General features: G+C 54.8%; 7 protein-coding genes. 4 read left to right on the forward strand and 3 right to left on the reverse strand.

Annotated elements, in window-relative coordinates:
* Positions 1-982 (forward strand): GuaB3 family IMP dehydrogenase-related protein (locus V6D20_22730; GenBank protein HEY9818597.1); only part of this gene is annotated, 982 nt, incomplete at its 5' end.
* Positions 983-1,085: 103 nt separating this feature from the next.
* Here V6D20_22730 and mgtE read toward each other — a convergent pair.
* A complete protein-coding gene (mgtE, locus tag V6D20_22735; protein HEY9818598.1) occupies positions 1,086-2,483 on the reverse strand; it encodes a magnesium transporter in 1,398 nt (465 codons plus the stop codon).
* A gap of 207 nt (positions 2,484-2,690) precedes the next feature.
* Between mgtE and V6D20_22740 the strand changes: the two genes are divergently transcribed.
* The 3 genes from V6D20_22740 (at position 2,691) to V6D20_22750 (ending at position 6,591) form a co-directional block, all read left to right on the forward strand.
* Entirely contained in the window at positions 2,691-5,435 is a 2,745-nt protein-coding gene (locus tag V6D20_22740) for an SMC family ATPase (protein ID HEY9818599.1), read from the forward strand.
* A 34-nt stretch (positions 5,436-5,469) separates the two neighbouring features.
* Positions 5,470-6,249 carry a PD-(D/E)XK nuclease family protein gene (locus tag V6D20_22745; GenBank protein HEY9818600.1) on the forward strand — a complete coding sequence of 260 codons (780 nt, stop codon included), beginning with the start codon at positions 5,470-5,472 and terminating at the stop codon, positions 6,247-6,249.
* 123 nt (positions 6,250-6,372) lie between these two features.
* On the forward strand, positions 6,373-6,591 hold the full coding sequence (locus tag V6D20_22750; protein ID HEY9818601.1) for a hypothetical protein: 219 nt from the start codon (positions 6,373-6,375) through the stop codon (positions 6,589-6,591).
* Positions 6,592-6,661: 70 nt separating this feature from the next.
* Here the strand turns inward: V6D20_22750 and V6D20_22755 are convergent, their stop codons facing one another.
* Entirely contained in the window at positions 6,662-6,859 is a 198-nt protein-coding gene (locus tag V6D20_22755; protein HEY9818602.1) for a hypothetical protein, read from the reverse strand.
* Between the two features lie 6 nt (positions 6,860-6,865).
* Positions 6,866-7,126, reverse strand: a 261-nt coding sequence (locus V6D20_22760) for a helix-turn-helix domain-containing protein (GenBank protein HEY9818603.1), incomplete at its 5' end; no start/stop codon positions are given.

Genomic DNA, 7,126 nt, shown 5'->3' on the forward strand with positions numbered 1-7,126 from the left:
CATGGCAGTCAAGCTCTCTCAACTAGGAGCCTTGGGCGTGCTCAATCTAGAAGGCATCCAAACTCGCTACGACGATCCCAACCCCATCCTCGATCGCATCACCTCGGTGGGCAAGGACGAGTTTGTGCCCCTCATGCAAGAGCTCTATGCAGAACCCATCAAGCCAGACCTGATCAAACGACGCATTCAAGAAATTAAGTCCCAGGGAGGGATTGCTGCGGTTAGTATTACCCCAGTAGGTGCCACTCGATTTGGGGCTGCCATTGCCGAAGCTGGCGCAGATCTTGTGTTTATCCAAGCGACCGTGGTGTCTACAGCTCACCTATCGCCTGAAACCGTAACGCCTCTGGATCTAGCTGACTTCTGCCGCGAGATGCCCATGCCCGTGGTGCTGGGTAACTGCGTGACCTATGACGTAACGCTCAACCTAATGAAAGCGGGTGCGGCGGGTGTATTGGTGGGTATCGGTCCCGGTGCTGCCTGCACATCTCGCGGTGTCTTGGGTGTGGGGGTTCCCCAAGCAACAGCCGTGGCTGACTGTACAGCAGCTCGGGATGATTATTTCCAGGAAACGGGGCGCTATGTGCCGGTGATTGCTGATGGTGGTTTGGTGACTGGCGGTGATATCTGTAAATGTATTGCCTGCGGTGCCGATGCTGTGATGATTGGCTCTCCCTTTGCTCGGGCCCAGGAAGCACCCGGTCGGGGTTTCCACTGGGGGATGGCAACTCCTAGCCCGGTTCTACCGCGCGGCACTCGCATTCGCGTTGGCACAACCGGCACTCTGGAACAAATCCTGCGGGGCCCTGCTCAGCTAGATGATGGTACCCACAACTTCCTAGGGGCTCTGCAAACCAGCATGGGCACCTTGGGCGCGAAGAACATTCGCGAAATGCAGCAGGTGGAAGTGATCGTGGCACCCTCACTGCTGACGGAAGGGAAGGTATACCAAAAGGCACAACAGCTTGGCATGGGTAAGTAGCGTTTAAGCTTAGGGGATAACTAAGTCTAGCTCTGACTTAGTTATCCCCTAATGAATTGTCTTCTAAGAAGAGACTGGCAGCGATCGCCCTCTCATACCCAAACTAGAGTGGCAGAAGGCGATCGCTCAACACAACTCTAGCCACCATGAAATAAATAAACACACCGAGAACATCCACAAGGGTGGTGATGAACGGAGCCGACATCAGCGCCGGATCCCGCTTGAGAAAATTGAACAGAAAAGGCAGAGCTGCTCCAGCAAAGGAAGCCAGCATAGATATGGCAATGAGGCTGACACCCACGACAATCGCTACACCCAAGTCACCCTGTAAGACATAAGCCCAGATGATGGTAATAACCGCCAGCATCCCGCCTAGCATAGAGCCGGCTGCTAATTCTCGTGAAATAACCCGTAGCCCCGATCGCAACGAAATCTCTTCCGTACTCAAACCACGAATCACCACTGTAGATGACTGGGCTCCGATATTGCCGCCTGCACCAATAAGCAACGGGATAAAGAAAGACAACGCTACCACTGATTTCAAGACATTTTCTTGCGTGTGCATGATGGTACCCGTGAAGGTATTAGCAACGAGCAAAATCAGCAGCCAAACTACCCGCTGCCGGGCGATGGTAAACAAGTTTGTTTGAAAATAACTTTCCTTACCTGTTTGCAATCCACCCAGGGTATAAATATCTTCCGTGGTTTCTTCTTCAAGAACATCTAACACATCATCAACAGTGATGATGCCCACAAGACGCTGCTCTCGATCGACCACCGGTAAAGCCGTCAGGTCGTATCGCTGAATGACCCGCGCCACTTCCTCTTGGTCGGTATCTGTACTTACCGAGATCATTTCAGGCTTCATAATGTCGCCAATCACTTGGTCGGGCTGAGCTAGAACCAACTCCCGCAGGGAAAGCACCCCTTTGAGGTGACGGCTGACATCAATAACATAGAGGTAATAAATGGTCTCGCTGATCGAGGCAAAGTTGCGCACCTGTTGAATCGTCTCGGCGGCAGTGGTGGCTTCCCGGATGGCCACATAGCGAGGGGTCATCATCCGTCCCGCTGTCTCAGGCGGATAGCCCAACAGTAGTGATGTGATCTGGCGTTCTTCAGGACTAAGCTGTTCAATCAGGATGCGCACCAGTTTGGCCGGTAATTCATCCATCAGCCGCACGCGATCGTCGGGCGACATACGACCAAAAATATCCACGACCTCTTGGCGCTTGAAGGTTTCTAGCAGAGCCTGCTGAGTATTGGGTTCCAGATACTCATAGACTTCTAACGCTTCATCTTTGGAGAGCAACCGAAAAGCGATCGCCCGCATGGTTTCAGGCAGCCCATCAATGGCCTCCGCCACATCCACAGGTTCCACCGGCTTGAGCAGAAGTTTCACGCCTTCTACATTGTTTTGCTCTAGCAAGTTGTAGAGTTGTTTTTGAACCAACTGTTGAAATTCAGCCCGGGTCATGTCTTCTCTAGCTTGGTTCGTCATGGATCCTGCCTCTAAAATTCACGGAGCTCAGGCGAGAACTATCCGGGTTGATAGACTACCTAAATGATGGTACACCGCTGATCCAATGCTAGGAAGAGACTTGACAAAGCTGCTCAGCCTCGGATGTTGCACTAGCATCGATTCGGCACAGAGCGATCGCCCCTCAACATCTGTTCTAGACTAGAAACCACGATGACATGCTAGCCTATGCAGATTCTCTCAGTTACTCTGACGAATTTCAAAACTCACCAAGATCGCCACTTTGTGTTCCAGCCAGGGGTCAATACCATCTGTGGAGAAAATGGAGCGGGCAAAACTAGCATCGTGGAGGCGATCGCTTGGGTACTCTTTAATTATCGTGGGTCGTATAAAAATGAAGACTTAATTCGCAACGGTCAAAGCAGTGCCCAGGTGGCCGTAGAGTTTGTCTCCAGCCAAGATGAGCGCACCTATCAAGTTCAGCGCTGCACCACCAAGGGTTATCGCCTTTATGATCCACAGCTCGATCAAGTCCTCAACTATCGCCACATTGAAGACGAAGTTACCCCTTGGCTACGGCAACAGCTAGGCATCGCCCCTGGCATTGATCTGGGCCAGCTTTTTGCCAATACCATCGGCGTGCCCCAAGGCACCGTCACTGCTGACTTTTTGCAGCCGCCCACCCAGCGCAAGCAGATTTTTGACGCCATCCTCAAAGTCGAAGAATTTCGCTTGGTCTACAAAGAAACCAGCTCCTTAGAAAAATATGCCAAGGCTGAACTCGACCAGGTCAAGCAGGCGATCGCTCAATACAACGAAAGTCTAGAGCCTTTGCCAGAACTGCAATCACGGCAAGCAGCTTTGGTTGAAGCAATCGCCCAAGATGAAACTCACTTGGCAGCCCTAGAGCAAGAGTTGGCGCAGCTTGAACAACGCCAAGCAGCCATCCAGCAGCAGCAGCAGCAGTTGCAAACCCTTACGGCCCAAAAGCAAGCGATCGCCGCCCAGGTTGAGGCGAAACAAAGCGCTCTACAAATTCTAGAGCAAGCGATCCAGGCGGCCCAGCAGGCCGCCAACCTCTGCGCAGAAAACCGAGAGAGCTACGACCTTGTCCTGCAAGCAGAACAGAAACTCACCGACCTAGAGCAGCAGCGCAAACAACGCCAGCAACTGCAAAACCAGAGGCAAGATCTACAGCGCCAACTCACCCTAGGGCAAAACCAGCTAACTCGCTATGCCCTGCAGCTTGAGCAGCTTGACAAGGCCGAGCAAGACTGCGATCGCCTACAGCCGTTCCTCGAAACCCAGCGCCAGCTAGAGGAACAGCAGCAGCACATCGATCAACAGATCCAGGCCCTCAGCGCCCAGACGGTTGAGTTTCAAAGTTTAGAGCAGCATTTAAACCGTTTGCGGGGCCAGTGGAAGCAGGTATCCCAGGAGATCGATCGCATCCAGCCCTTTGAAGAAGCGATCGCCGCAATTCCCGACCAAGAGCGCCAGCGCGATCGCCTCCAGCAACAGTTGAGCCGGGTGGAAGCCGCTAAACAATTTGAAGCCGAGCTGCGGCATCTGGTCACCCATACCCAAGCCCAACGCCAGCCCCACCTCGATCGTATTCAGGCGGGCATCGCCCTACTGCGCCAGCTTCCGCCCGATGCCACCCTGCAAGCGGCGATCGCTAGCATCGAAGCCAATAGGGAATTGACCACCGATCTGATCACCGCCCTGCAAGGCATTCTCTCGGAGTTGGGGGAGCAGGTGTCGGCGATCGCCCTGCGGCAGCAGTTGACCCAGGTCACCCAAGCATTGGATCAGGCCTATCGTCAGCGGGCTGAGGTGGCCACCTTGGAGGAAAAGCGCCATCGCTTGGTGGATTTGAAAACCGAGGGTGAACAAACGCGATCGCACCTAGAGCAGTTGACCCAGCAGCTTGCCCAGCTCACGCCCTTGCAGACCGAGCGATCGCTGCTGGGCCAGCAGCTTACTGCCCTAGACAATCCCCGCGCCCGTCATCAGGTGCTAACCCAGGAGCTCCAGCGCCGGCCGGCCCTACTTCAGGATCAGCAGGCAGCCCAGCTCCAGCTAGCCGAGGTGGAGGATGCGATCGCCGCTTTAGATCTACAGCTGATCCCCTTTGCCCAGCTCGATAGGGATCTTGAACACCAGCAGCAGCAGCGCCAGCAGCACCAGACCGGGTATTTAGCCTATCTGCGCTACCGCAACGATGCGGATCAGGTGCCCAAACGTCAGGCTGACCTAGAGCAAGCGATCGCCGATCTTCAGCAGAGTCAAGACGCGGCTCAAGCGATTGAGCAGCAGTATCAGGCTTTAATGCAGGACTATGATGCCGAAGCCGCCGAGCACATTCGCAGCCGCTATGAGGCCGCCCGTCGTCAGAGCGATCGCCTATCGGGAAGTTTGCCCCAGCAACGACAGCGCCAAGCAGAATTAGCTGAACAGATCCAAACCCTGATGGAAGTAGCCCACAAGCGCGATCAGGCCGAGGCCGATCTCCACACCAAGGAACGGATCAAGCGCCTCGTTAGCTTTGCTCGCAAAGTTTACAAAGAAGCTGGTCCAAGGATCACAGAGCGCTATGTGCAAACGGTTTCCCAAGAAGCCGATCGCCTGTTTCGAGAACTGCTGAATCGTCCTAATGTGGCCCTGGAATGGACGCGAGACTACGACATTGTGGTGCAAGAAGGAGCCCACAATCGACGATTTATGAATCTCTCCGGCGGCGAACAAATGTGTGCAGCCTTAGCCGTGCGTCTAGCTCTGCTGCGAGTATTTGCGGAAATTGACATCGCTTTCTTTGATGAACCGACCACGAATATGGATCGTCCCCGGCGTCGCCATCTGGCGGAAGCGATCGCCAACCTGAAATCGTTCCAACAACTGTTTGTGATTAGTCACGATGACACCTTCGAGCAGGTCACCGAAAATGTCATCTTCGTAGAACGCCTCACCTAGGTGCCGTCCCTGTCCCGTTACCCCACCGACCCCCATGCCGCTCCAGCTCTCCCAAAGTGCGCTGACTGTCCTCAGTCTCTGCCAACGAAAATTTCAGCATATCTACTGGGATCAGCTCAGTGGACTGATGCCCATGGAACAGCGATCGCACCTTGAGTGGGGCAGCCGCTTCCACCACCTCATGCAGCAACGGGATCTGGGGCTACCGCTCCATGCCAGCCCCGCCGATGACGCCTCCTTCTATCGCTGCATGGAAGCCTTGGTGCACCACGTTCCCCAGATCTTTGACCCCAGCGCTTGGCGCGATCGCCTCAGCGAACATCGGCGCACCCTGCGTCTGGGCGATGCCGTCTTCACCGTCGTGTATGACCTGCTGCTGCTAGGTGACAACCAAGCTCAGATTATTGACTGGAAAACCTACCCCCGTCCCCAACAGTCCCACTGGCTCTCCCAGCATTGGCAAACCCGCCTCTATCCCTTCGTCCTGACTGAAACCAGTGACTACAGTCCCGACCATATCAGCATGACCTACTGGTTTGTGCAGCCCTATTTGGCGGAACCTATCCCCCAATCCATCACCTTCCCCTACAGCACAGCCCAACATCAGCAAACTCGCCAAAGCCTAACCAAGTTGGTGGAACACCTGACGGCTAGCTTAGCGGCCTACCAAGATGGACAACCCCTGCCCCAACTACCCGAGGGCTCCCCTGCCTGTGAAGACTGCCCCTTTGCCCTTCGCTGCCAGCGCGGTGCCTACGCCATCGATACGCCCGCACTGCCCCCGCTGACCGATATTGCCGAAGTTGTTCTTTAACCGTCTCCCTGAACGAGGCATTGAGACTTCCTACCTCGCGTTTTACAATGGAAAAGAACTGATTAAAATTTGTAACTAAATTCGCTCGACCAAGCGACGGCGGTTGCTGAGGAGAACAACACGATGAATCCAGCCGATATTAACTGTGCAGAAGCCTGCGTACATGGGTGCATCCTAGGCGATCAATGCCCCAATTTAGAGTATCGGGCCCAAGCCTCCCAATTTATTGCCAGTACATCCCTCGATGATATGCTGGCGATCGCCGAAGAAGCGGTGCGCAAAAAAACCTTGGAGCGAGCGTCAGAAGCACCCCAGTGGGTCTTCCCAGAGGATGGCATTTAGGGGCTCAAGGGGCTCACACTTGAACCTAGCGTTGAACTAGGTTGGTAGGGTGGTTCTGGAGAGGATACGCCTAGCCATCGGGAAACTGCCAGCAATTCAGCCACTCGATGTGACGACTGCCGCAGGTGCAGGCCTCTGGCCCCGAAGCCACCCATTCTCGGTCACACTGGCGGCAGTGGCAAAGCACATTGTTGCGACTGGCCTCAGCAAGACGCGATCGCCATGCCCGACGATCGTCTTCACTCAGATAATGGGTGTCCTCGACCATGCTTCTCTACACCAACATGCGATCGAGGGCATCAATGTCGGGAATGCAGAGTACATCGCGATCGCGCTTGATTAACTCTTTTCTCTCCAGCTTGTTGAGCACGCGGGTGACCGTTTCGCGGGCCAGGCCGCTCAGGCTACTCAGCTCACGATGGGGCAGGTTGGGAATTTCCGTTCCCTGCTCGCTGACCGTCCCTTGTCCATCGGCTAAAAATAGTAAGATATCGGCTACCCGCGCGACGCTATCCGCCTCTCGCAGCCTCAGCCG

This window comes from Candidatus Obscuribacterales bacterium (assembly GCA_036703605.1).
GTDB lineage: Bacteria > Cyanobacteriota > Cyanobacteriia > RECH01 > RECH01 > RECH01.